Below are 26,194 nucleotides of genomic sequence, written 5' to 3' on the forward strand. Positions count from 1 at the left end.
TGATGTTTTATCTCCCTTGCTTCTACTTTCCGTGCGGTAGTTTGGATTACCTATTTGAGAATATCTTTATTTTATTCCTGAGTTCGTAAAATAAAAGAGTGTTCAGCGATAAAGGTAACCTCTTTTCAACGTGAACTTAGTAGTATTTTTACCTGAAATAATGTCATAATAATACCATATTAAATGAAGAGAGCAAAAAAATACGATAAAAAGTTGTAAAAACTCGTCACTTAAGACTAATGTAATCTTATACAAAAGATAGTAAAATTCCGATTGTAAGGGATTACAAAGTTAATTAGGAGGTTTTATTTATGAGAAAAGCATTTATTAGTCCTTCAAAATATATTCAAGGTGAAGATGAAATTTTAAATTTAGGTTATTTTGTGAAAACATTTGGTACTTCTGCACTTTTAATAGCACATCCTGAAGATATTAAACGTGTACAAGACAAATTAGATGCAACAGCAGAAAAATATGGTATTACATTTTTTGAAGGCGGATTCAATGGCGAATGTTCAAGACCAGAAATTTCTAGATTGCAGGAAATAGCGAAAGAAAACAACTGTGATTGTACAATTGGTTTAGGTGGCGGTAAGGCAATTGATACAGCAAAATGTGTGGCTGAGGGAGAGGGATTAATTATCGTCCCAACAATCGCTGCTACAGATGCACCTACAAGTCATTCCGCAGTTATCTATACACCAGAGGGTGCTTTCGATGATTACGCATACTTTAAGCAAAGCCCAAGTGTTGTATTAATTGATACAACAGTCATTGCTAATGCACCTACTAGATTCTTAGTATCTGGTATGGGGGATGCGTTATCCACTTATTTCGAAGCAAGAGCAACAGCACGTTCTTTCTCTAATGTAAATGCTGGATTACCTTGTGGAGTACGTGAGGACTTATGTTCACCAGCAAAAGGTACAAATGCAGCATTAGTGTTAGCAGAACATTGCTACAACACTCTATTAGAGGACGGGGTTAAAGCAAAAGCTGCAAGCGATCATAATGTTGTTACTCCAGCCTTAGAAAACATTATTGAAGCCAATATCTTATTATCAGGATTAGGGTTTGAAAGTGGTGGATTAGCTGGAGCACATGCGATTCATGATGGGCTTACTCTTTTAGAAAGTGCGCACCATTACTTCCACGGTGAAAAAGTAGCTTTTGGTACATTAGCACAATTGGTATTGGAAAATGCGCCAACTGAGGAAATAGAAGAAGTGTTAGATTTCTGTTTAGCAGTAGGACTTCCAGTTTGTCTCGCTGATATTGGAGTGGAACAAATTACACAAGAAGAGTTAATGGAAGTAGCTAATAAAGCTTGTATTCCAGAGGAATCTATCTATTCTATGCCATTCCCTGTTAATCCAGAGTCAGTAGCTGCAGCTATTCTTGCAGCAGATCAAATTGGAAATGATTATAAGAAGAGGTTGATATAAAATGAAAAAAATTATTAATAAACCGGAAGATGTTGTACTTGAGATGTGTAAAGGGATGGTTCTAGCACATCCTGAACTGAATTTAATTGAAAAATATAAAGTCATTAAAAAAGACCAAATTAATAAAAGTAAAGTAAGTATAATTAGCGGGGGCGGAAGTGGACATGAACCTGCTCACGCTGGATATGTAGGAAAGGGCATGTTAGATGCAGCAGGTTGTGGTGATGTATTTGCTTCACCTTCTCAAATACAGATTTATCAAGCCATTAAAGAAACAGCTAGCGATAAGGGAACTTTACTAGTGATTAAGAACTACAGTGGTGACATGATGAATTTCAAGAATGCTGCTTATCTAGCAGAAGAAGATGGAATTCAAGTGGATTATGTAAAAGTAGATGATGATATTGCTGTACAGGACAGTTTATATACAGTTGGAAGACGGGGAGTAGCTGGTACTGTTCTTGTTCATAAAATAGCAGGTGCAGCAGCAGAACGCGGGTATGATCTAGCAAAAGTGAAAGAGGCAGCAGAAAACGCTATTGCGAATGTTAAAAGCATTGGCTTTGGACTAACTTCCTGCACAGTTCCTGCTAAAGGAACTCCTACTTTCGAGATTGCAGAAGATGAGATGGAGTTTGGCGTTGGTATTCATGGAGAACCTGGTATCCGTCGTGAAAAAATTATTTCAGCAGACGAACTCGCAGAGCGTACGGTAACTTCATTATTAAAAGAAGTAGGGATAGAAGATGGAAAAGGAGAAGTGGCTGTCCTAATTAATGGATTTGGAAGCACACCTCTTCAAGAACTATATTTATTAAATCATTCTGTCATTCGTGAATTGTCACGTAGAAACGTAACGATTGCAAGAACGTTTGTCGGAAACTATATGACAGCCATCGATATGGCCGGTGCTTCTATTTCAATTATGAAATTAGATGAACACTTAAAGAGTCTCCTATCTGAAGAGTGCGATACTCCTGCGCTAAAAATCAAAGGTGAAGTACCAGCTGTCACTTATAATGAAATCATCGGTACCGCGGAGGCCCCGAAAGTGTCCTATGAGGTGCAAACCAACAAAGAATATTCCGTAGTAACCGAAAATCGATTGACGTTGAATAATATTATTTTTATGGTTGACCAAATGAGTGAATGTATTATTAGAAATGAAATACCATTCTGTGAATTAGATTCCCATGCTGGTGACGGAGACTTTGGTATGAGTGTTGCTAAAGGGTTCAAACAGCTGAAAGCTGAATGGCACGAAATTCTCGAAAATAAATCAAATGATATTGGAAACTTCTTAGAGGCGTGTTCTATCGTTATCATGGAGCACTGTGGCGGAGCATCAGGCCCTATTTGGGGATCAGCATTTCGCGCGGCTGGAAAGAACGCCGAATCTAAAACCGAACTGAATTTAACAGAATTTGCTAAAATGATCCAAGCGTCTGTAAAAGGAATTCAAGCAACAGGAGAACGTTCTTTTGGACGTGGAGCTGTTGTGGGAGATAAAACTTTAATCGATGCCTTAGTACCTTATGCAGATACGTTAACATCAAGTGCTGCTGAAGGTGAAAGCATGAAACATGCTCTTGTCAAAGCAGCAGAAGCTGCTGTTGAAGGAGCAAAATCAACCGAACAGATTGTTGCACGTATGGGACGTGCTGGTACGGTTGGAGAAAGAAGTCTTGGTTATCCGGACGCAGGTGCACATGGCTTAGGCGTAATTTTTACTGAAGTAGCTCAAGTAATGCGAGAAAATAAGTAAAATTTGGTATTACCCCCTCTAAATATAGTGTGAAAAAATTACTCTTTAAGAGTGAGGATGACACTGTACGTGGAGGGGAATTTTTTATGGGTCACTAAGGACGATCTTTTACAATCTCGTTTAAGCTAGAAGTGATAAAAATGTACAATAACCAATGGTATTTCAAAGATAAAAAAGAAAAACAAAAAGTGAACGATCCCTTGATTATCAAGGGATCGTTTTTCACATGTTTTCCGGAAAGAGTGATTATGTTAACTAACTTTGTATATGATATTCAAGTTTCCCAACTCAATTTTGATATATAATTAAAATAGAATAAACCTGTGATTTAGTCTATTTAGATGGCAAAATATAAAGATTATAAAGGAAAATATAGAGATGAATGTAAATAAAAAATGGTTTTTAGCTAAGTATGAGCCAGCATCCAAAGTAGGTGCTTATAAGTGGGACTACAAGTTTGATAATAGTATTGAAGCAATGCGGTTAGTAAATAGATATCTAATTGAAAGTTTAGATACAGTTATTTATCTATGACCAAGATGACCAAGTAATAAGTTAAAGAATACATAACTACAATAAAGCCTCAAGAAGTATGTAACACTTCTTGAGGCTTTATTTATTCCTATAAAATCGTTTTATGTTAATCAGTTTTAGATATTGTATATGTTATTAAAATCAAAAAAGAGCTAACTATAGCCCTTTTTTGATTTTAATAGATAGTTCTACATTATCTTCTGGGTTTTATCGGGGTATATATTAACCTTTAATATGTATTTTTTTGCAGTTATAAGTTACAAAAAAGGGGAATATAGAAGTTTTTTATATCTAAGAACAGGAATCTAATAATATTTTATTAAAAACATATATAACAAGAGAAACGCGTAAAAAGAGGCTTTTACTTTGTGTAAGTAAAAGCCTCTTTTTACATTCGCTTTATTATTTACGAGAATTTTTAAGCAATTCATCTTCTTCCATTAAATCTTCTTTAATCTTATCTAAATACTAACGCATCCATACAGCTATAAGCTTGTGACGTTTTCTTCATAGTTATACTCCCTTATTTAGAAGTTAATTGAAACTTCATTTTATACTAAGTGCGAAATAGTAATAAAAGGAGGCTTCAAAGTGGTCATCTAAATGCTTTAATTTAATCAGAGAATTAAAGTGAATTTATTTATTTAACCTTGTTGATTTAGAAGTAAATTGCTCTTTATTTTTAAACAAGTTAACTCCATAACCTGCAAGACCTCCAATAATTGCAGGGAATATCCAACCTAATCCAATATGGTAAAGAGGAAGATAATAAGTAAATACTTGGTCAATACCAGGAATGTGTAAGCCAAAATCATTTAATCCATCTACCAGGCTTACAACAAATGTTAAGAATAGGCTGCCTTGGTATACCTCAGCACATCCTTTAAATAAAGAATGAAGGAAAGTCAAAAAGATTAGAACGATTGCTAATGGATAGAGAACTGTTAAAACAGGTACTGAAAAAGAAATTAAATGATTTAATCCAACATTTGCGATGATTGCGCTAAACACGGATAAGCTAATCGCAATTTTCTTATAAGAAATAGAAGGTAATAATTTATGGAAATAAGAAGAGCATGAAGTAATAAGCCCTACGCTAGTTGTCAGACAAGCTACTGTGATCATTAAGCCTAATAGTAATCCTCCATATTCTCCAAAATAATAATCAGAAACTTTCGCTAGCACCGCACCACCATTATCTAAATGCCCAAGCTTTTCTACACTTGAGGCGCCCATGTATGAAAGGGCTGAATAGATAGTTGCAAGAATAATAGCAGCAATTCCTGTAGCTTTTAGACAAACAGTTATAATTTGCTTCTTTGTTTTAGCGCCTTTTTCTTTAATTGCATTGATAATAATGATTCCGAAAACGAAAGATGCAAGAGTATCCATTGTTAGATATCCTTCTTGGAACCCATTAAAAAAAGAGTTTGTTATATATTTTTCTGTGGGTGCTTGAAATTTTCCAATAGGATGAATAAAAGCTACTAGAACTAGAATTCCGATGAATGTTAATTTAATCGGAGTTAAGAATTTTCCGACAATATCGACAATTTTCGCCGGATTGAGAGAAAAAAAGCATGTAATGCTGAAAAATATAATAGTAAACACGAGTAAAGCTATAGAACTATAGCCTTCAGAAATGAAAGGTTTAAGTCCGATTTCAAAAGAGACGTTACCTGTTCGTGGGATAGCAAATAAAGGTCCAATAGCTAGATAAAGAACAGTTGTAAATACTAAACCAAAGATAGGATGTACGCGACTTGCTAATGATTGTAAATCTTCCTTTCCAGAGAATCCAAAAGCTAGTACACCAAGTAAAGGCAAGCCTACTCCAGTAACTAAAAAACCCGCATTTGCTGACCAGATATTTGCTCCCGCTGACTGGCCAAGCATGGCAGGGAATATTAAATTTCCAGCTCCAAAAAATAATGCAAATAACATTAAACCAATGATTACTATAAAAGAAAACGGTACTTTGTTTGACACGGTGAAACCTCCATTAATAATATTCTTCATAAAAAATTAAATTTTCAGACAACTTAAATTACAAATAACTTATCTTTTTTGTATTATAAACAGTCAAATTACATATTTCAATATAAAAAATAAACTTTTTTGATAAAATTTAAAAAATTATCAATTTTCCGTTCATTATTCATTGTTAAAATAAAAATAATATTAAAAATCAAAATCTTTATTCAAATCGCGTACATTAAGTAGTTTAATACGGATATTTTTTTGAGAAGACTATAAATAATATTCAAAACGCGTATATTATTCTGTTAATTAATGGGATTTAATTACACGCAAGAAAGTTTATAAATATAGTACTACGAAACTTATAAAGCTTTTTAAAATGGGCTGAACATCAAAAATAAAATCAATTATTTAATATCTATAAAATACATAATAAACTTTATAGATACTGAAAAGACCTTATTAACATATTAATTAGGGTCTTTTTATCATTATTTCTTATTCCGATTAAATCCAACGATCTATATTACTTTCAAAGCACTTTATTTGACCTTATCTTTTTCTTTTGAATCCAAAACTCACCATATAAGCTATTGCTAATGAGATAAAAGCAGCAATACTAAACTTTATGTAAGAAATCTCTAAAGCCCAAAGGCCGTATTTGTCTGCATTTAAACGATACATAGACCACCACTGTCCATTTTCACCTTTGAATAATGAAACGACAATCCACAAAAGAACTAAGAATAAAAACCATGAAAAAAAGATAATATAGTTAGTCATTTTCTTATTCGTTTGCCATCTCCTTTATCTTCCAAATTCACTCACAATATTCTTGTCTCCTATTATATTAACAATAATCGGGAAAACTTTAGAGTTTTTATTGAATAAAGAACGTTTGTTCGTATATAATAGAGAACAAACGTTCTTTATTTGAGGAGTTATTCCAATGGATTATGAATATCTACCAAACAGAGTCATTATTTGTATTGATATGAAAGCATTCTTTGCTTCTGTTTCATGCGTGATACGTAGGCTAGATCCATTAAAAACAAAGTTGGCAGTTGTAGGAGATACAAAGCGGTCGGGATCAGTTGTGTTAGCTGCCACACCCTTATTAAAGAAAGAAGGGATCAAAACAGGCAGCCGTCTTTTCGATATTCCTAGAAGGAAAGATATCCATGTCGTAAATCCATCCATGGAAAGGTATGTCAAGGCTTCGAACTATGTTTCTAGTTTGGTATTACAGTATGTGGCTCCTGAGGATTTTCATGCGTATAGCATTGATGAGTTGTTTATTGATGCCACAGCTTCTTTGCATTTATTCGCTCGCACACCAAAAGAATTAGCCCATAAAATCATCAACGAGATTTATCGCAAAACACGGCTGACAGCTACTGCAGGCATAGGTCCGAATCTCTTACTGGCTAAGGTGAGCTTAGATCATGAGGCCAAGAATAGCACAACAGGGGTAGCTTATTGGCGATACGAAGATATTCCTTTCAAATTATGGTCGATTCACCCAATGAAGGATTTCTGGGGAATCTCGTCTGCTACGGAAAGACGCTTAAATCGTTTGGGCATTCACTCCATAAAAGAACTCGCTCTTTCTTCTGTAGAGATGATACGTAAAGAATTTGGTGTCTTAGGAGAGGAAATCCACCAACATGCAAATGGAATTGATTTTAGTCGCATTTCTGACGTGTATATTCCGAGCTCTCGATCATTCGGGAAGAGTCAAATTCTGTTTCGAGACTATACAAATCGAAAAGAAGTGGAATTGCTGCTATTAGAACTGTTAGATGATGTGTGCTTTCGTTTACGTATGCATCAAGTCGTGGCACAAACTATTCATTTATCCATTGGCTACAGCAAACAAACAGGTGGGGGTTTCTCGAGGCAAAAGAAAATGGAGCGAGCTTCGAATTTAAGTCAAGATATCTCCCCTTATTGTTTAACCATCCTATACACATTTGATAGCGGAATGCCCATTCGATCGATTGGAATTTCTTTATCGAACACCAGTATTCAAGAAGAAGAGCAAATGAGCTTATTTGAAGATATTGACCAGCGCGAAAGAGCCTATGCCCTTGCTAAAACGATTGATGAAATTCGTATGCGTTATGGGAGGAATAGTGTTCTGCGAGCTTCAAGCCATCTCGAGCATTCAACAGCTCGTTATCGAAACGGCCTTTTAGGAGGTCATAAAGCATAAAGGAGGAAGATGACATGCAAAACAGAGGAATGAAAAAATGGCGACCGTTTGCCACTATGCCCGAGCAATACAGAGGATTACAAGAAATTATAAAAAAACAAGCAGAGATACCTCAACCTTTTTTAACAGAAGATCAAATGGAACAGATTAATTTCACCTTGATTGAAGCGCTTCATACACATAAAAAAATGTACCTGACGTATTACAAGCACGGGCAGTGCATAACGGAAACAGGAATTATTCAATTTGTAGATTCTCTTGGAGGTATATTTGTTTTTATAGATGAAGGATGTAAGCAAACACACAAAATGAGGTTAAGTGAATTAATTGATGTTCGTTTTATGTAGTAGAAAGTAATAAAACAGTTTATTTACATAAGATTTCCATACATAATTAGTATAAACTTAAAAAATACGCAATCATTTTTCATAGATTCATTTAATGATGTTATATAAGGAGGAGTCCAGTATGAAGCAGGTTTGGAATGAGTTTGAACAGTGGTTGAAAATACATCGACCGGAAGCAGTAGGAACGCTTAATGAAGCTGCTGCTGAGTCAGAAATTGCAGAGGTTGAGCAAAAGATGGGACTAACATTCCCTCAAAACCTTAAAGACTGGTTAATGATACATAATGGACAGCGTGATGAATACATAGCGGTTATCGAAAATTATACTCTATTACCTTTAGAGGAGATTCTGTATACGTGGCAAACATTAAAAGAGCTTTTAGACGGAGGAGAATTTGAAGATTTCCCAGAAATTGAACCTATTGGGCCAGTAAAAAAAGAATTTTGGTGGAACCCGCGTTGGATCTCGATTGCTACGAATGGGGGAGGAGATGATATTTGTATAGATTTGAATCCCGCTGAAGGAGGCAAAACCGGCCAAATTATCACCTTTTGGCACGATTGGGAACAGCGTGAAGTAATAGCAGACAGCTTAGAAGAATGGGTGATGTCCACGATAACTTATACAGATTATTAAAGGGGAGAAGCAAATGATAAAGCCGGATATAGAGAGAATCTATAAAATTCTTAAAGAACTTCCAGGTACGTCGATGAAAGTAGAATTTGAAGATGAAGTGGGAGAAATTCTTTCTACTCCTTATTATATCTACCTTAAAAGCGAGTTTCTAGACGGACAATTAGGTTACAGAGAAGATTTAGAAGCAAATTCCCTTATAGGAAATCAAGAAGGAGATTGGCAAGAAAACTGGTTTGTCATAGGGTATGATGAAGAAATAGGCGGTGACCCGCTTTTTATTGATATAGCGAATGAAGATTATCCAGTTTTCACAGCTGAACATGGTATGGGTGAATGGGACGCTTTAGAAATGTATGATTCTCTGAAAGGGTTTGTAGAAGATGTTACTTAATTGTGGGTTAGTTAAAAGATTTTGATAAGAGTACGGTCAGAAGAGGACAGATAGTAGTTTAATATCTACCTAGCTGTCCTCATTTTTAGTCCCTATTAAGCTTAGAAAGAATGTAGAGAAAGGGAGAATCTGATGGTAGGAATTGATGTCTGCATCGCTGATAATAAGAAAGAAGCAGCTTCTTCGACTAAATGTGTAAAATTCGAGGAAAGAGTACACGACTACATGTTAGCAAGAGAATTCAGGGATTCATTTGAATTATTGACAGGGTTAGATCAATATGGTGACAAGTTGTTTTCTGTACAAGAAATCAATCAATTAATAAAGGTATGTGAAGTATTAAAGACTACCTGTCGACAACCAACAGAGATAGATCTGAAGACGAAAATATTTGCTGAAGCATTAAAGGACCTTTGCTTAGAGGCACTGAAACTAAATAAATTAGTATTTGCGTCCGGAGATTAATGTGAAATTAAAACTGAAATCAATGTCGTAGTGCCATCGGTTCGATGAATTAATAAATTCAATGGAGAGAATGTCTTGAAAAAAACATTTCTAAATAAAAATAAAACACTTATAGGGTTAGGATATGAATTTCTAGTCGTTTGTCCACATTGCGCCTCTTGTGCAAAAGTCATAGCTTTAGATGATTCGAGTCCCTACGTCGCTAACGTTAAAAGAAGGTTTGTTTGTACTGCTTGCGGAACCACAAAAGACAAAGTTATGAAAGCAAACGGTTATGGACAAGCAAGAGTCTCGTATGAACCTAAAGCTGATTATGAAGTAATTTTAATTGGAGACCCCTGTGACTGGTATTTTCAACTTCCGCTCTATTTACAAATTGAATGTAGTGGAAACATCTTATGGGCATTAAATCTGCAACATTTAAATTATATCGAAAGCTATATAGAAGCTGAACTCAGGGAATCACATCCCTATTATTTAAGTGTCGAGAGTCGACTTCCAAAGTGGATGAAGTTGGCTAAGAATAGAGAGGATGTATTAAAAGCTATTCAGAAACTAAAAGTGAAGAATTATTAGATGCTTTTGCTAATTCGTTATAATTTATCTTTCTAATCAGCTTATAAATTAAGCTAAAGAATTCTGCAGCTGAAGGTAACTTCTAAATAGCCTAAGTATGGGAAGTGAAGACTATGTATCAAACTATAAAGATTAATAATTGGATTTTAGAAATTGATGTTGAAGAAACAAAAAAACAGTATTTGAAGAAGTGGGATTTGTGCGATTGTCTATATTGTCTAAACTTCTATGAAGCTATGAAGTCACGATCAGAGATAGAGCTTCAGCTTTTTTACCAACTAGGTATTAACCCTTCTCAATGTAATCACTTATCACATTTTGATTCTCAAGAAAATGGACGGCACTTCTATATTGGCTGTTATCATATTGTAGGTAAAGTATCTCACAAAACACCTCTTGAAATTATAAATTCAGATGATGCAATTGAAATAAGCAATAATCTACATATTGGCTTTTCCAACGATTTGGAATTTGTCCCTGGCGGATTTACCAGACCCGTACTTCAACTGAATTTTGAGATAGAAGTTCCTTGGGTACTTGTTGAAAAGCCAAATTAATATCAAATTTAATAAATTATATAGGCTATAAACAAGGCAAGCGGTCGCTGTGATAATTCCAACTCAGCTTACTTCAAAAATTTTATGAAGGAGAGCTTCTTTTTATGTAACTATCATCAGGATAGAATGAAGTGTTCTAGATTAAAACAATTTTCAAATGTGAATCTGTTTTAAAAAAGTTCAGGAATCGTATAGGACAATCCAAATTTATCCATATTAAGTTGTAGTGCCGAAAAAGATTAATACATATGAAAAATTCTTAAAAGGTGGATGTTATATGCTTGATTCTAAAACGATTGAAATTGTCCAATCAACAGTGCCGGTTTTGAAAGAACATAGTAAACAAATAGGAAAGAGATTTTACGAATTGTTATTTGAAAAAGCGCCAGATTTGTATAATATGTTCAATCAAACGAATCAAAAAAGAGGAATTCAACAGGAAGCATTAGGCTATGCCGTATATGCTGCCGGGGAACATATTACAAACTTAGAAGCCATTAAACCTGTAATTGAAAGGATTTCACAAAAGCATCGTGCGATAGGGGTAAAGGCAGAACAATATCCAGTCGTTGGTGAAACTTTACTTCAAGCAGTAAAGGATGTTTTAGGAGATACAGCTTCAGATGAGATTATTGAAGCATGGGGAAAAGCGTACGGATATATTGCAAATGCTTTTATTGAGCTAGAAGAAGCTCTCTACGAAGAGACAGAGAGTCAACCTAGAGGCTGGGAAGGATATCGAAGCTTTTATATAGATAAAAAGGTAGAAGAAAGTGATAATGTAACATCTTTTTATTTAAAAGCGAAAAATGAGAAAGAAATCGCCTCTTATAAAGCAGGACAATACCTTACATTAGCAGCAAATGTTCCGGGAGAAAAGTACACGCATATTCGTCACTATAGTCTTTCTGAAGCGCCTGGAAAGGGTTATTATCGAATCAGTGTAAAACGAGAAGATGCACATGACGGTGCGCCAGCAGGAATCGTGTCAAACTATTTACATAAACAAGTTCAAACAGGAGATACTCTTAAATTCTCAGCTCCTGCTGGAGATTTTGTACTTGATCATAGTGAACTTCCTGTTGTTCTAATTAGTGGGGGTATAGGTATTACACCTTTGCTTAGTATGCTGAATACCATTGTAGAAAAACAACCTACACGTAAGGTTACCTTTCTTCATGCAAGTATTAATGGGAAAACGCATGCTTTTAAAGAACATGTGACTCAACTAAATAGAAATAACGAAAATGTTACCTCCTTCATCTGTTATAGCTCGCCTAATGAAGGGGATCGACTAGGTACTGATTTTGATAAAGAGGGTTATATTGATTTAGAATTGTTACAATCCGTCGTTTCTTCAAAAGAAGCTATCTTTTATTTCTGTGGATCGATTCCGTTTATGGAAGCTATTCTTAAAGCATTACGTAGATGGGATATACCAAGTGAACGTATTCATTACGAGGTATTTAGTCCTGTAGCCCTTTTAGGAGAAAAATAAAGAAGTAATTATCACCAGTAAACAGAAAATGTTCGATTAACACACACGTCCTGTTTAAATAAATATGCTGTAAAAAAGCACTCTTGTGAGTGCTTTTTTACTTTGCCTTAAGGAGCAGTTCTAAAAACGAGCATTTTACACATAGGTACTTCTACACTCTCTATGTACAAAAAACTGGAAAAAATTATCTTTGATAATTTATAATAGTAGAGAACTACGTCGAATCCTAAATATTGGAGAGATTGCTATATGAGAAGACTACTCCCTTTTATAATTTTTACAATTTATTGCATTCCATATGCTTATTTATCTATGCGAAAGGATTTTGAAGATGATTCAAAGGTAAGCTATATAATCATGGTCATAGTTACGGCAGCACTGTCTTATCTAAGCGGGCTTATTAGAGCGGATTTATCACTTATTTTAGGAAATATCATTTCTTTTAGTACGTCATACTTTTATAACGCATTAAGGCTTCCAGATTCTAAATGGGAGAAATATTTTTCGCCCTTTAATTCTGTCGAACAAGTAGTACTGATAAGCCTTGCGGCGCTTGTGCTGCAGGTGATTATTTATACACTTGCTAGAAAACGAGCAAAGAGATATATTCGTAATACTATAGTTTCGGAATAGTTCAAAAAATAGAGGTAGTCATGTAATGAGCTAGGCTCTTCAGGTGACCGAATGAAAGAAGGGATAAGATGAGGAAAATTCCTGAAATTTTATCCTGTAAAAAGGAAGTTCTTGCATGCACTTACCTGTTTTAAAAAAGATACGAATCAATTGGATAAACTAATTCAACAACTTGAAGATGCAAAGCTAAAATAATATGTAATCGCTGACAAAAAATTGTGTAACTCTCTTCCTACTTTAATTATACCACATAAAAAAACGCCGATATAGACTGTTTATTCTCATGTACTGCTGGTAAAATCAATAAAACATTACCGGTTAGGAGAGATGTTGAATGAACTCTTTAGTTCTTAGCTTTCAAGAAATAAAAGATACACAGCTTCCACTTGTTGGAGGAAAAGGCTTGAATTTAGGGGCTTTATCAAAAATTCAAGGAATACAAGTACCGGAAGGGTTTTGTGTTACAGCAGTCGGATATTAAAAAGCCATTGAACAAAATGAAACATTTCAAGCGTTACTGAATCAGCTGACGATGCTAAAAGCAGATGATCGAGATCAAATTAGTGAAATCAGCGAAAAAATTCGCCAAACCATTCTAGAAATAAAAATTCCTTCTGACGTGGTAAAAGCAGTTACTCATTATCTCTCTCATTTTGGCGAAGAGCATGCTTATGCAGTTCGTTCAAGTGCGACTGCTGAAGATTTGCCACAAGCTTCTTTTGCTGGCCAGCATGACACCTATTTAAACATTAGAGGCAAAGAAGAAATCCTTGAGCACATTAGCAAATGCTGGGCTTCCCTGTTTACAAATCGCGCGGTAACCTACCGTATTAAAAATGGATTTGACCATAGTCAAGTGCACGTATCGGTTATTGTTCAACGAATGATTTTTCCGCAGGCTTCAGGTATTTTATTTTCCGCTGACCCAATTACTTCTAACCGAAAGCTGTTATCAATCGATGCGGGATTTGGGCTTGGAGAAGCGCTAGTGTCAGGTTTGGTCTCTGCCGATTGCTATAAAGTAAAAGAAGGCGAAATCGTCGATAAAAAAATAGCAGCTAAAAAGGTAGCTATTTACGGATTAAAAGAAGGCGGAACAGAAACAAAGGAAGTTCATTTCGATCTGCAAAAAACGCAAGCGCTCACTGACTCTCAAATTTTACAGCTAGAACGCGTTGGAAGACAGCTTGAAGCTTACTTCGGTTGTCCTCAAGATATTGAATGGTGCTTGGCTGAGGATACATTTTATATTGTTCAAAGTCGTCCAATCACTACTTTATATCCAATTCCTGAAGCACATGATCAGGAAAATCGCGTTTATGTATCTGTTGGACATCAACAAATGATGACCGATGCCATGAAACCACTGGGATTGTCTTTTTTTCTGTTAACGACTAATGCACCTATGCGTACAGCCGGTGGAAGGCTGTTTGTTGATGTCACCCCTATGCTGGCTTCATCTGACAGCAGAAAAATGATGTTAGGTGCCATGGGACAACATGATCCTCTCATGAAAGACGCACTTACAAGCATAATAGAGCGAGGAGACTTTATAAAACCTTTACCAAATGATCAAAGTTCTGGTAAAAGCAATAAAAGCATGCCGCCTACGAAGCCTAAGACACAAATCGAAAACGACTCGACCATAGTTTCTGACTTGATCAAGAAGAATCAAGCATCAATAGAAGAGCTAAAGCAAACCATCCAAACGAAATCTGGGTCGGAATTAGTCGATTTTATTTCAGAAGATATCGGGACATTAAAGAAGATTTTATTTGACCCACAAAGTACAGCTGTGTTTATGGCTGCTATGGATGCTTCATCATGGATCAATGAAAAAATGGAGACGTGGCTAGGTGAAAAAAACGCAGCAGACGTGATTTCTCAATCTGTACCAAACAATATTACATCAGAAATGGGTCTGGCGCTATTGGATGTCGCAGATGTGATTCGTCCTTATCCAGAAGTCATCCATTATTTACAACACGTAAAAGATGATAACTTTTTGGAGAAACTGGTTAAGTTTGAAGGCGGAGAGAAAACTCAAGACGCTATCTATGATTATCTCAGCAAATACGGAATGCGATGCCCCGGCGAAATCGATATTACGAAAACTCGCTGGAGCGAAAAGCCGGCTGCACTTATCCCTGTGATTCTTGGTAATATTAAAAACTTTGAGGCTAACGCTAGCAAGCAAAAATTTGAAAAAGGCCTGCAGGAAGCCTTAAAAAAAGAGCAAGAGCTATTAAACCGCTTGAAGCAATTGCCGGCTGGTGAACAAAAAGCAAAAGAAACAAAAGAAAAGATTGATCTCATGCGGAATTTTATCGGTTATCGTGAATATCCCAAATACGGCATGATTAATCGCTATTTTGTTTATAAACAGGCTCTGCTGAAAGAAGCCGCTCAGCTTGTAAAAGCCGGTGTTATTTCTGAAACAGAAAATATATACTATCTGACGTTTGACGAACTTCAAGAAGTCGTGCGCACACATAAAGTGAATGATCAAATCATTACCAAGCGAAAAGAAGAATACCGATTATACACAAAGCTAACACCTCCGCGTGTAATCACGTCTCATGGCGAAATTGTTACAGGTGCGTACAAACGAGAAAATCTTCCGTCCCAAGCAATTGTAGGTTTACCGGTTTCTTCAGGAGTGGTAGAAGGGCGAGCGCGCGTCATTTTAAACATGGAAAATGCTAATCCATCAGAGGGAGATATACTAGTCACTTCCTTTACTGATCCTAGCTGGACCCCGTTATTTGTAGGGATAAAGGGGCTTGTTACGGAAGTTGGCGGACTGATGACTCATGGAGCAGTCATTGCACGTGAATACGGATTGCCAGCGGTTGTCGGCGTAGAGAATGCTACTCGGCTGATAAAAGACGGACAGCAAATTCGCGTACATGGAACAGAAGGGTATATTGAAATATTGTAAAAGCTAAAGATGCTTGCGCTGTTTTTCTTCTTTATTAATAGATGAAAATTTGTCTAGATTTCTATGCGTATCTTCAGGTAATACAAAAAGGCAGGCCATTATAATGGCCTGCCTTTTTGTATTGGTGACGCAGTAGATTAAAACGTCAAATGCTGACTTTTTTTACAGCCGACTGCTGCACATGCTCCATAAACAGTTTGAACAAGTTTAGCATTGAAGTATGTTCTTTTGCCATCATTTCTGGATGCCACTGGACGCCGACTACAAATTGTTCTCCTTGTTTTTCAATGGCTTCAATAACTCCATCTTTTGCCCATGCAGAAACTTCAAAACCTGGCGCTACGTCTTTAATAGCTTGATGGTGAAATGAATTAATAAGAGCTTGATTACCGTAAAGGTCATGCAGGCGTGTTCCTTCTTTAATCATGATGGAATGAGAAGGGTCGCTTGTATTGTTGTATTGATCATGTTTGATAAATGACTCTTTAATGTCTGACATGTCTTGATAAAGAGTGCCGCCGTAAGCAACGTTCAAAATTTGTAAGCCGCGGCAAATCGCTAACACCGGCTTTCCTTGATCGATCACATGCTTTAACAATAGCTGTTCAGACTGATCTCGTGCTAAAAAAGGTGAACCCGTTTTGGTTGTCGGTTCTTCTCCGTATAAAAGGGGATTAACATCTTGACCACCTGATAAAATCAACCCGTCTATACTTTCTGCCTGCGCTTTAATCATTTCTTCATCTTTTAGCACTGGCAAGATAAAAGGAATTCCGCCGCTGAGCGCTGTTGATTCGATATAGTCGTTATTCACATACGCTCGCTTATAGCCTGGAAAGCGTCCTCCTTGATCCACAATAATGCTTCCTGATATGCCAATTAAAAATCCCACTGTTGTTTTCTCCTTTTTGTTAAATTACCATTTCTTGAGATGTTCTTTTTTTTTACTGCGTTGATAAAGTGTGTTCAATCTCTTGCTTTATAAGAAATAAATGGTTCTTTTGTTCAACTATTATACATATATACCATATTTACTTAATAGAAAATGGTATAATAGCCTCTGTATGTTAAAAATACTAATTGCCAAAGGTAGAAGGTAGTGCTACAATTGTTCACATTCCTACTATTCTTCTTATTATAGTCGGATTAAAATTTTATACAAGGAAATAGGAGTGATTTTAGTGAAAAGGACTTATTTACTTTTCATCTCTCTTTTAACCATTGTCCTCATGGTAGCAGGGTGCAGTGGTAATGCAAGCAAAACTTCTTCACGTGAAAAAGAAGGAAAAGAAGGCGGAACGCTAAACGTCGCGTCTCAAAGTGAGCCAGCAACGCTGGATGCTCAAATTACTGGGGACTCAGATGTGAAAGACGCAACGCGCAGTATCTACGAAGGACTAATGATTTTAGATGAAAAAGGAAATCCCAAGCCTGACTTAGCGTCTAAAGTAGATATTAGCAATGATAAAAAAACATACACGTTCCAATTAAGAAAAGGGGTTAAATTCCATAATGGTAAAGAAATGACTGCAGATGACGTTGTCGCTTCTATTAACCGCTGGATTAAGCTATCGTCTCTTGGAAAAACAAACTTCTCTGGTGCTGAAATGACAAAAACCGGGGATTATACGGTAGAGCTTCATTTACCATCACCAAATGTTAACACGCTTTCTTTATTAGCTGATCCAATCCCCGCAGCAGCTATTTTACCAAAAGAAGTCGTTGACAATGCATCTGATGAAGGGATAAAAGACTACATAGGAACAGGTCCATATAAAGTAAAAGAATGGAAGAAAAATCAATATCTTTTATTAGAGAAATTTAAAGATTATTCTTCGAAAGGCCGCGAAGTTAAGAAAACTCCTCACGTCGATGAAATTAAGATTAGTTTCGTAAGCGATGAGTCAACTAGGATTTCTGGTATTACAACCGGACAATTTGACGTTGCGCTATCTGTATCAAGTGATAATGCCAAACAAGTTGAAGGCAGCCAAAATGCAAAAGTAGAAACATCACCAGGCGGATTTATGGGACTTTTCTACAACGCAGATAAAGGCGTCTTTAAAGACATCAATGCACGAAAAGCAGTTAACGCAGCTCTTAACTCAAAAGACATCTTAGACAGTTCTTACGGAAGCTCGGATTATTACAAGCTTTCTTCATCCATTGTGAACAAAGAGTATCCAAATTACTACAGTACAGCTGGAAAAGAAGAATATAACCAGCATGATAAGAAAAAAGCAAAAGAATATTTGAAGAAATCTGGTTATAACGGAGAAGAAATTCGCTTAATGGCGTCTCGTGATTACCAAGATCAATACAATACAGCTGTTGTGGTTCAACAAGAGTTAAAAGACATTGGTATGAATGTAAAATTAGAAGTATACGACTGGGCGACATTCAGCGATAAAATGAGTGATACAAGCCAATGGGACATCTATCCTGTTGACTGGAACGCTCGTTCTACCATCTTCCAAGGATTCTGGACTACAAAAGGTACATCAGTTGAAAAATCAATGGACTACTTAAACAAAATTAAAGCTGCTCCTTCTGTTAAAGAAGCTCGCGGTGACATTGATGCAATTCAGCAATACGTATGGGACGAGCTTCCGTTTACGCTTATTGGTCATAAAGTGAACATCAATGCCGTTTCTAACAATGCAAAAGGCTATGAGTATAATTTAGGTCCAATTTTCTACAATATGAGTTTAACAAAATAATATCTTATTATTCTAATAAACAGAGGGCTTAGGCTCTCTGTTTTAGAAAGGAGTTTACGATGGGAGCTTATACACTTAAGAGACTTTTTGCACTAATTCCTGTTTTATTCATTGTATCTATTGTTGTGTTCTTAATTACGCGCTTAACGCCTGGGAGTCCCGCAGCAATCATTTTAGGACAAGGCGCAAGTCCGGAACAAATTGCAGCGCTGAGCAAAGAAATGGGATTGGATGAGCCTGTGGTAAATCAATACTTTATCTGGCTATCTAACATTTTCCACGGAGATTTTGGCTATTCTTACTTTTTAAATAAACCTGTGCTCGGGGCAATTTGGGATAATGTAGGCCCTACGGTTTCTCTAGCTATACTCGCGCAAATTTTTGGTGTGGCGTTTGCTTTACTATTTGGTATATATGCAGCTAAACATAAAGGAACGATTCGTGATGAAAGCATTATGGGAGCTAGCCTTTTAGGTATTTCCATTCCTAGCTTTCTTCTCGGTTCATTCCTTATTTTGCTTTTTGCGGTACAGCTTCGAATTTTTCCTGTTTCAGGATACGTTCCGTTAAATGCTGGATTATTTGAGTATTTAAAGTACTTAGTTTTACCAACGATTACGCTTGGAGCGATTCAAGCTGCATTAATTACGCGTATGACGCGTTCATCTTTACTCGATACCATTTCTGAGAACTTTGTTAAAACGGCAAAAGCAAAAGGATTAAATGAACGCACAATTATGCTTAAGCATACGCTGCGCGTGAGTTTTTTACCGATTTTAACAGTTATTGGAGAATCATTTGCGGGACTTGTGACCGGAGCGGCGGTAACAGAATCATTATTTAACATTCCAGGGCTAGGTCAGCTGATTGTTTCATCAATTGAACGCCGGGATTACGCGCTTATTCAAGGAGCCGTACTTTTAATTACGGTTGCTTATGTGGTCATCAATTTAGTTGTTGATTTGCTGTATGCCGTGATCGATCCGCGTGTACGCAATTCTTATCATGATTAAAGGAGGGTGATGAATGTGAACGCACAACAAAATACAGAGACCATTTCAGTAACTGTAAAGAAAAAAAGAAACCCAGCGGTAGTGCGCTTTTTCTCAAATCGTTTGCTAGTAAGAGGAGCGATACTTATTTTATTATCTATTTTGATTGCTGTTTTTGCTCCGCTCATTTCTCCTTTTGGCAGCTTACAAATCGACCCTGCAAATCGATTAGCACCGCCGTCAAGCACGCACTGGTTTGGAACGGATAACTTTGGACGAGATGTATTTAGCCGGACAATGTACGGCGTCAGAATATCATTAATGATTGGAGCCGCAGTAACGATTATTGCTACTGTACTTGGTTTAATCGTTGGACTTTTATCTTCTTATTATAAAATTCTTGATTATATTTTAATGAGAATTTGTGACGGCTTGTTTGCTTTTCCATCTATTTTACTAGCAATTGCTATTATGTCTGCTTTAGGACCTAAAACAAGCAACGTTATTATCGCACTGAGCCTTGTATTTATTCCTTCGATTGCGAGAATTGTTCGTTCAGCTGCGCTTGTTGTAAAAGAAAAAACGTTCATTGAAGCGCTAAAAGCTCAAGGAGCAAGCTCACTTCGAATCATTTGTTTTCATATGGCGCCAAACGTCTTATCGCCTTTAATCGTTCAAGTAACATACGTGTTTGCCGTAACGATTTTAACTGAGGCTTCGCTAAGCTTTTTAGGAGCCGGGATTCCTGCGCCGACACCGAGCTTAGGAAATATGCTGTATGACGGAAAGCTTGCGATTTACAACGCATGGTGGATGACCGTGTTTCCGGGTGTATTCATCATTTTAATTGTACTTGGCCTTAATTTATTTGGTGACGGTCTGCGCGATTGGTTAAATCCGAAAAACGTAATGCTGAAGAAAAGGAGGAAAAAACGTTGAGTAACGCCCTTTTAAAATTAGAAGACTTACAAGTAACTTTTACAACGTATAGCGGAGAAGTAACGGCTGTTGACAATGTATCTCTTCAATTAAATAAAGGAGAAGTATTAGGGATTGTCGGTGAATCAGGGTCTGGAAAAAGCGTAACGTCCGAATCTATTCTTCAGCTATTAGATGAAGACCTAACAAGCTACGATGGCAAGATTTTGTTTGAGGGAAAAAACTTATTAGAGATGTCTTCAAAGCAAATTCAAAAGCTAAGAGGAAACGAAATCTCAATGATTTTCCAAGACCCAATGTCGTCATTAAATCCCGTTATGCCCATTGGAAAACAAATTGCTGAAGTGATTCGTCTGCATCAGAAAGTCTCCAAAAAAGAAGCGCAAAAGAAAGTCGTAGAGCTTTTGAGACTAACAGGCATTCCGTCTCCAGAACAGCGAGCAAAAGAGTATCCGCATGAAATTTCCGGTGGAATGAGGCAGCGCATTATGATTGCGATGGCTTTAGCCTGTGAGCCAAAGCTTCTTATTGCCGATGAGCCAACAACAGCTTTAGACGTAACCATTCAAGCGCAAATTCTTGACCTCATGATGGATTTAAAAGACAAGCTCAACATGGGCGTGCTTTTCATTACCCATGATTTAGGCGTTGTAGCTAATATTTGTACAAAAGTAGCCGTGATGTATTTAGGACAAGTGATGGAAGAAACGGACGTTAAAACGCTGTTTTCAAAGCCGCTTCATCCTTATACAATGGGCCTAATTAAGTCGGTTCCTCACTTAGATGGCGACAGAACACAAGAGCTTTCGTCCATTCCGGGAACGGTTCCGCCGCTTTCAAACGTGCCAGACGGCTGTCGTTTTGCACCAAGATGCCCGTTTGCAACGGAAAAATGCCATAAAGAAGTACCTATTTTAGAGCATGCCGATGATACGCATCGCATTCGGTGCTGGCACTATGAAAAAATTCAAGAAGGAGAGGTTGCGTATGTCTAGTGAAGCAAAGCAGCAAAGCTCCAAGCCCTTGCTTGAAGTTCGCAACCTGCAAAAATATTATCCGGTTCGTTCTGCTTTAGGGAAAGCAAAAGGCCAAATCAAAGCAGTTCAAGATTTATCCTTTGATATTTATGAAGGCGAAACGTACGGATTAGTAGGTGAATCTGGCTGCGGGAAAAGTACAGCGGGGCGCACGCTTTTAAAACTAGTAGAACCAACGGGCGGAGAAGCACAGTTTAATGGAGAAAGTATTTTCGAATCTAAAGCATCACGCTTACGAACAATTCGTAAAGATTTACAAATGATTTTCCAAGATCCACATACTTCCCTTAATCCAAGAAAAAAGATTGGTGCTTCCATTCAAGAAACATTAACAATTCATAATGTAGGCGCAAAAAGCGAACGAAAGCAGCTTGTCATTGAGTTATTAAAAAAGCTTGGATTTAACGAAGAAGATTACAACCGCTATCCGCACGAATTTTCAGGAGGTCAGCGCCAGCGCATAGGCATTGCGCGTTCATTGATTTTAAACCCCAAGCTTATCATTTGTGATGAGCCGGTTTCAGCACTGGACGTATCCATTCAAGCACAAATCTTAAACTTACTGCGCAGTTTGCAAAGAGAAATGAAGCTTTCATATCTTTTTATCTCCCACGATTTAAGCGTCGTAAGACATATTGCAGACCGCGTTGGTGTGATGTATTTAGGAAGATTAGTAGAAGAAGGGCCAACAGATGAGATTTTTTCAAATCCTCGTCATCCTTACACAAAACTTCTTTTGTCATCTGTCCCGGCAATTCACGAACATGAAAAACGCGAAAAAATTGAGGTTAAAGGTGAAATTCCTTCTCCTCTTAATCCACCTTCAGGCTGTGCGTTTCATAAAAGATGCCCGTTCGCATTTGACCGCTGCATGAAAGAAACACCTGAAGATACAGTGATTGACAGCAAGCATAAAGTAAAATGTCATCTTTATAGTTAAGGTGAAAAGCTGTAGCGATAGAGAAAACAAACGTATTGATGTAGCAGCACAATCGAATAGATAGAAATGGAAAAAGTCACTAGTGCCTCTAGTGGCTTTTTTGTGTGAAAATAGCGGATTTAAAGGGTGGTGAAAAGTCATTATTCAGCGTATTAGATTCATTTTTATATAAAAGATATAAATAATCCTTACTAACCTATCTATCCTAATATATGGAGATATGAAAACAAAACGTGTTATGATGGTATCGGTGATAATTATGGGTAAAAAAGCAGATAAAACGAATGTCATGCGAATTTTAGATCAGAAAAAAATTGAGTACAACTATTATTCTTATGACACTAAAAAGCTGAGTGGGGTACAGGTAGCTACTTCGCTCGGAGAAGATCTTGCTAAAGTCTTTAAGACACTGGTGACCGTAGGGAAATCAAAAGAACATTATGTCTTCATGGTACCGGTTGAAAAGGAGCTTGATTTAAAGAAAGCGGCAAAAGCGGCTGGTGAAAAGTCCTTAGAAATGATTCCTCAAAGAGAGCTGTTACCTCTTACAGGATATGTTCACGGCGGGTGTTCTCCTATCGGAATGAAAAAGCAGTTCGAAACCTTCATTGACTCTACAGCAGAAAACTGTGAAACGATTTACTTTTCAGGTGGACGTGTAGGTCACCAAATACAGTTAACGTTAAGTGACTTATCAAAAGTAATTCGCTTAGGTTTAGCAGACATCACAAAAGATAGTTAAAATGTAGTTCCCTTGAGCGAAACGTACTCAGACATGAGCGTTTCGCTTTTTTAGTTCCCTTAATTACTGTCTTTTTATCTGTTAAAACAACAAAATAAAAGTAAAAATATAGAAAAAATGATATTATATAGTTAATATGTGGAAAATTTATAAAAAGGCTGGGAGGAAGACAAAAATGATTAAATCAATTATTGGCGGGTTCATTTTATCTTTTATTCTTTTATTAGGATGTACAATAGCAAACGTAAATTCAGAAACAGTATTTTTTGTAGCGTTCATTATACTAGTAGGGCTAGCCATTATTATATCTGGAGCAGCTGTAAGCGGTGATCGAATGAGAGCCAATCTGGCCACGGAATCAAAAACGGACAAGAAGTGGAGAATTAGAAATTCTATAAACCTTATGTTAGCTGCGACTCCAGTTCTCGGCGTATTTCTTCTCATTCATTATTTTATATAGTTTGGTTTCCAAACAACAAGCTTAGGTGAAAAATATCTCGGGATAGAACGCTTTTTATGTGAATTTAAAATTAAATGAGCCAAATTAAGGTCGCCAATGTAACAAAATTATAGAGCATCCATGGCTGTATATATAATAAGAGATAAGATTAAAATTCGATAATTATCTTAAATTTAGGTTAGAGCTTAGTACAAGTTATGTTTATTCTACATATTATGTAAATGTAAGCAGCTTACACTCACAAGTTGATAAGAGTATTTTCTTAACCATGTTCTCACTTAAAGAACATGGCTTTTTTTTCTGTTTGTCATATAAATTAGAAAGCCGAACTTTGTAAAATTTTTGTATAAATAATTAGAAAATATTATATTTTCTAATAAATCAATAGTACAATATATAAATGGAAGGGAGGATTAACACTACATATGTAATAGACAGCCGCCGCTTTTAAAACCACTTATTTTATTATCTATAGATGATACTGAAATGAATTATCCAACCTTTTTTAAGCGCTCTCATTATATAAGTAATTGGTTGAACAGGTTTTATAGAAAGCAATACAATCTAGCTGTTTAAAAAGATTTGCTGGTAAATTACTTGCTACTTCATGTTACAGGAGAACCAACATTAAACACTCAAAGAAAAGAGGGATCACTCATGGCTCATACCAGTGAAGCTGCAAACAACAGGCGTGTTACAAGTAATATTTTTAAAGGATCTGTTGGGAACTTAATTGAATGGTACGATTGGTACGTTTACTCTGCTTTTGCCGTCTATTTTTCATCGCAATTCTTCCCGGAAGGTGATTCAACAAGTCAGCTGCTTAACACAGCGGCAATCTTTGCCGTCGGTTTCTTAATGCGTCCAATCGGAAGTTTATTAATGGGGCGCTATGCGGATCGATATGGTCGTCGGGCTGCGCTTACCTTATCTATTACCATTATGGCGAGCGGTTCTTTTATTATCGCCTGTACTCCTAGCTATGGCACGATAGGGTTATTATCTCCTATTATTCTAGTACTAGCGCGTTTGCTGCAAGGAATCTCCTTAGGAGGAGAATACGGAACGTCTGCAACTTATCTTTCTGAAATGGCAAGCAGCGGGCGAAGAGGGTTTTATTCAAGCTTTCAGTATGTGACGCTTGTTGCTGGTCAGCTAGTGGCATTAGGTGTTCAAATTATTCTGCAAAACGTTCTTAGTGAAGCAGATATGATTTCATGGGGCTGGCGTATTCCTTTTGTCATTGGAGCAATCGGAGCGCTAAGCGTTTTATGGCTGCGCCGTACAATGGATGAGTCAGAGCAATTTTCTAAAATGGACTCTGAAAGCCGTGAAAATGCAGGAACTATTAAAGCACTTATGAAGCATCCTAAAGCAGTGTTGACCGTTATTGGCTTAACACTAGGAGGAACAGTCGCTTTTTATACGTATACGACGTATTTGCAAAAATTTATGGTAAACAGTGTAGGGCTAGATAAAGGAGTCGTAAGCTGGATTAACTTCTGTGCGCTGCTTGTATTTGTTGTTATTCAGCCAATAGCAGGTATGCTATCTGATAAAATTGGACGCAGACCTCTGTTAATGAGCTTTGGTATTTTAGGAACATTACTGACAGTACCGCTTTTTCTTTTTATGAAACAAGCACATAACCCAGTCATGGCTTTTTTATTAATGACAATTGGACTTATCATTGTAACAGGTTATACATCGATTAACGCTATTGTAAAAGCCGAGCTTTTCCCAACAGAAATTCGAGCTCTTGGTGTTGGGTTACCGTATGGACTTACAGTTGCCATATTTGGAGGCACTGCAGAATTTATCGCCCTATGGCTGAAAAGTATCGGCCATGAATCACTTTTCTTTTTCTATGTAGCAGGATGTATCGCCATCAGCTTTATTGTTTATTGGCGTATGGGAGAATCCTCTAAAGATTCATACATAGAATCTGAGCTCAAGAAAGAGGACAAAGGAGACAATGTACCGCCAAATAATATCAGTTTTTAATTTTGGTTAAATAAATAATTGTTTGATAACATAAAAAAGGACGGGCTTTTATAGCCAGTCCTTTTCTGGTATTCCGCGCGTATATTCGTATTAAAAGTACTAAGTGACTGTTCTTACTATAGAATTCTTTTTTCTATAGTTTTGCATTATGAATTTGTACACTATTTGGTGATAATAAGTCCTCGTATAATCTCATTCCAGTAATGTTTAAAACTAGGCTTTGCTTTCGTCATTATGAACACTCCTTTTTTAAATTTTTTGATTGGCTAGTTGTTATACTAAGTTTAATAAAATTACCTAAAGCTGTTATCCAACGCAGAGCGTAACTTAGTATGTGAATTTTTACGACTAAAGAATGAAGAACAAAATAATTAGA

23 protein-coding genes and 1 pseudogene are annotated in these 26,194 nt (G+C 36.6%); 21 read left to right on the forward strand and 3 right to left on the reverse strand.

Annotated elements, in window-relative coordinates:
* Positions 1-311 precede the first annotated feature (311 nt).
* From ACFX4G_RS04400 to ACFX4G_RS04410, 3 genes are all read left to right on the forward strand, one after another.
* Entirely contained in the window at positions 312-1,445 is a 1,134-nt protein-coding gene (locus ACFX4G_RS04400; protein ID WP_097823719.1) for a glycerol dehydrogenase, read from the forward strand.
* Between the two features lies 1 nt (position 1,446).
* Positions 1,447-3,210, forward strand: a complete 1,764-nt coding sequence (gene dhaK, locus ACFX4G_RS04405) for a dihydroxyacetone kinase subunit DhaK (protein ID WP_377572976.1) — start codon at positions 1,447-1,449, stop codon at positions 3,208-3,210.
* A gap of 378 nt (positions 3,211-3,588) precedes the next feature.
* On the forward strand, positions 3,589-3,744 hold the full coding sequence (locus ACFX4G_RS04410) for a hypothetical protein (protein WP_237074799.1): 156 nt from the start codon (positions 3,589-3,591) through the stop codon (positions 3,742-3,744).
* A gap of 636 nt (positions 3,745-4,380) precedes the next feature.
* On the opposite strand, the gene brnQ is transcribed toward ACFX4G_RS04410, so the two are convergent.
* The gene (brnQ, locus tag ACFX4G_RS04415) at positions 4,381-5,733 is read right to left on the reverse strand and encodes a branched-chain amino acid transport system II carrier protein (RefSeq protein WP_377572978.1); all 1,353 of its coding nucleotides are present in this window, start codon (positions 5,731-5,733) and stop codon (positions 4,381-4,383) included.
* Positions 5,734-6,276: 543 nt separating this feature from the next.
* On the reverse strand, positions 6,277-6,507 hold the full coding sequence (locus ACFX4G_RS04420; RefSeq protein WP_377572980.1) for a hypothetical protein: 231 nt from the start codon (positions 6,505-6,507) through the stop codon (positions 6,277-6,279).
* Between the two features lie 166 nt (positions 6,508-6,673).
* On the opposite strand from ACFX4G_RS04420, the gene ACFX4G_RS04425 reads away from it, so the two are divergent.
* The 10 genes and pseudogenes from ACFX4G_RS04425 (at position 6,674) to ppsA (ending at position 15,984) form a co-directional block, all read left to right on the forward strand.
* Positions 6,674-7,939, forward strand: coding sequence for a Y-family DNA polymerase (locus tag ACFX4G_RS04425; protein ID WP_377572982.1), 1,266 nt, complete (start codon positions 6,674-6,676; stop codon positions 7,937-7,939).
* A gap of 14 nt (positions 7,940-7,953) precedes the next feature.
* The gene (locus tag ACFX4G_RS04430) at positions 7,954-8,286 is read left to right on the forward strand and encodes a YolD-like family protein (RefSeq protein WP_071275456.1); all 333 of its coding nucleotides are present in this window, start codon (positions 7,954-7,956) and stop codon (positions 8,284-8,286) included.
* Between the two features lie 121 nt (positions 8,287-8,407).
* On the forward strand, positions 8,408-8,923 hold the full coding sequence (locus ACFX4G_RS04435; protein ID WP_377572984.1) for an SMI1/KNR4 family protein: 516 nt from the start codon (positions 8,408-8,410) through the stop codon (positions 8,921-8,923).
* A gap of 13 nt (positions 8,924-8,936) precedes the next feature.
* Positions 8,937-9,314 carry an SMI1/KNR4 family protein gene (locus ACFX4G_RS04440; protein ID WP_377572986.1) on the forward strand — a complete coding sequence of 126 codons (378 nt, stop codon included), beginning with the start codon at positions 8,937-8,939 and terminating at the stop codon, positions 9,312-9,314.
* Between the two features lie 132 nt (positions 9,315-9,446).
* Positions 9,447-9,779 (forward strand): hypothetical protein, encoded by a 333-nt coding sequence (locus ACFX4G_RS04445; protein ID WP_377572988.1) that lies wholly within the window; start codon positions 9,447-9,449, stop codon positions 9,777-9,779.
* A gap of 75 nt (positions 9,780-9,854) precedes the next feature.
* Positions 9,855-10,355, forward strand: a complete 501-nt coding sequence (locus ACFX4G_RS04450) for a hypothetical protein (RefSeq protein WP_377572990.1) — start codon at positions 9,855-9,857, stop codon at positions 10,353-10,355.
* Between the two features lie 113 nt (positions 10,356-10,468).
* The gene (locus tag ACFX4G_RS04455) at positions 10,469-10,912 is read left to right on the forward strand and encodes a hypothetical protein (protein ID WP_377572992.1); all 444 of its coding nucleotides are present in this window, start codon (positions 10,469-10,471) and stop codon (positions 10,910-10,912) included.
* Between the two features lie 277 nt (positions 10,913-11,189).
* The gene (hmpA, locus tag ACFX4G_RS04460; RefSeq protein WP_377572994.1) at positions 11,190-12,410 is read left to right on the forward strand and encodes an NO-inducible flavohemoprotein; all 1,221 of its coding nucleotides are present in this window, start codon (positions 11,190-11,192) and stop codon (positions 12,408-12,410) included.
* 357 nt (positions 12,411-12,767) lie between these two features.
* Positions 12,768-13,043, forward strand: coding sequence for a hypothetical protein (locus ACFX4G_RS04465; protein ID WP_377572997.1), 276 nt, complete (start codon positions 12,768-12,770; stop codon positions 13,041-13,043).
* A 334-nt stretch (positions 13,044-13,377) separates the two neighbouring features.
* Positions 13,378-15,984: pseudogene (gene ppsA, locus ACFX4G_RS04470) on the forward strand (phosphoenolpyruvate synthase).
* A 145-nt stretch (positions 15,985-16,129) separates the two neighbouring features.
* Here ppsA and ACFX4G_RS04475 read toward each other — a convergent pair.
* Positions 16,130-16,876 (reverse strand): gamma-glutamyl-gamma-aminobutyrate hydrolase family protein, encoded by a 747-nt coding sequence (locus ACFX4G_RS04475; protein WP_377572999.1) that lies wholly within the window; start codon positions 16,874-16,876, stop codon positions 16,130-16,132.
* 289 nt (positions 16,877-17,165) lie between these two features.
* Between ACFX4G_RS04475 and ACFX4G_RS04480 the strand changes: the two genes are divergently transcribed.
* The 8 genes from ACFX4G_RS04480 to ACFX4G_RS04515 all read left to right on the forward strand — a co-directional run bounded on the left by ACFX4G_RS04480 (position 17,166) and on the right by ACFX4G_RS04515 (position 25,818).
* The gene (locus tag ACFX4G_RS04480; RefSeq protein ID WP_377573001.1) at positions 17,166-18,704 is read left to right on the forward strand and encodes an ABC transporter substrate-binding protein; all 1,539 of its coding nucleotides are present in this window, start codon (positions 17,166-17,168) and stop codon (positions 18,702-18,704) included.
* 59 nt (positions 18,705-18,763) lie between these two features.
* Positions 18,764-19,717, forward strand: a complete 954-nt coding sequence (locus ACFX4G_RS04485) for an ABC transporter permease (protein ID WP_013082737.1) — start codon at positions 18,764-18,766, stop codon at positions 19,715-19,717.
* A 9-nt stretch (positions 19,718-19,726) separates the two neighbouring features.
* Positions 19,727-20,635 (forward strand): ABC transporter permease, encoded by a 909-nt coding sequence (locus ACFX4G_RS04490; protein WP_043981894.1) that lies wholly within the window; start codon positions 19,727-19,729, stop codon positions 20,633-20,635.
* On the forward strand, positions 20,632-21,630 hold the full coding sequence (locus ACFX4G_RS04495; RefSeq protein WP_377573003.1) for an ABC transporter ATP-binding protein: 999 nt from the start codon (positions 20,632-20,634) through the stop codon (positions 21,628-21,630). The genes ACFX4G_RS04490 and ACFX4G_RS04495 overlap by 4 nt, the downstream gene beginning before the upstream one ends.
* Positions 21,623-22,612 carry an ABC transporter ATP-binding protein gene (locus ACFX4G_RS04500; protein WP_377573005.1) on the forward strand — a complete coding sequence of 330 codons (990 nt, stop codon included), beginning with the start codon at positions 21,623-21,625 and terminating at the stop codon, positions 22,610-22,612. The genes ACFX4G_RS04495 and ACFX4G_RS04500 overlap by 8 nt, the downstream gene beginning before the upstream one ends.
* 259 nt (positions 22,613-22,871) lie before the next feature.
* Positions 22,872-23,354, forward strand: a complete 483-nt coding sequence (ybaK, locus tag ACFX4G_RS04505; protein WP_097824367.1) for a Cys-tRNA(Pro) deacylase — start codon at positions 22,872-22,874, stop codon at positions 23,352-23,354.
* 175 nt (positions 23,355-23,529) lie between these two features.
* Positions 23,530-23,814, forward strand: coding sequence for a DUF5316 family protein (locus ACFX4G_RS04510; protein ID WP_377573008.1), 285 nt, complete (start codon positions 23,530-23,532; stop codon positions 23,812-23,814).
* Positions 23,815-24,471: 657 nt separating this feature from the next.
* Positions 24,472-25,818 (forward strand): MFS transporter, encoded by a 1,347-nt coding sequence (locus ACFX4G_RS04515; protein ID WP_013056551.1) that lies wholly within the window; start codon positions 24,472-24,474, stop codon positions 25,816-25,818.
* Positions 25,819-26,194 lie beyond the last annotated feature (376 nt).

It is taken from the genome of Priestia sp. YIM B13486, from assembly GCF_042787865.1.
Classification (GTDB): Bacteria; Bacillota; Bacilli; order Bacillales; family Bacillaceae_H; genus Priestia; species Priestia megaterium.